Origin of the sequence: Flavobacterium sp. HJSW_4, assembly GCF_042436695.1 — a bacterium.
In the GTDB taxonomy this organism is placed as follows: Bacteria; Bacteroidota; Bacteroidia; order Flavobacteriales; family Flavobacteriaceae; genus Flavobacterium.
Genome location: NZ_JBHNPP010000092.1, coordinates 1 through 318, shown reverse-complemented (window position 1 = coordinate 318; position 318 = coordinate 1). Strand labels below are relative to the sequence as shown.

The 318-nt window shown below is 39.6% G+C and carries 1 protein-coding gene; it reads left to right on the top strand.

Features of this window, described 5'->3' with window-relative positions:
* Positions 1–318: hypothetical protein (locus ACE01P_RS24445; protein WP_379701672.1), on the top strand; the 318-nt coding region annotated here is incomplete at both ends.

Sequence of the window (318 nt, the reverse complement as noted above, 5' to 3'; positions counted from 1 at the left end):
CTGAAAACTACAGCATCAGATCCAAAAGGATATCTGACAGTAGGTTCAGACGGAAGCATTGTCTTGGGCGCTAATCCTCCAGCAGGAGATTATGAATTGACGTATGAAATCTGCGAGAAATTAAACCCTGACAACTGCAGCTCAAACACTGTAAAAGTAACAGTTAGCTTGCCTGCAATCGATGCGGTTGAAGATGTTATCGCATCAATCAACGGAAATATCGGAGGAAAAACCATTTCATTAATTGCAAATGATAAATTAAACGGAAATCCAATTGTTGTAGGAACAGCTGCGGGAGAAGTTAAGTTTGAAATTGTT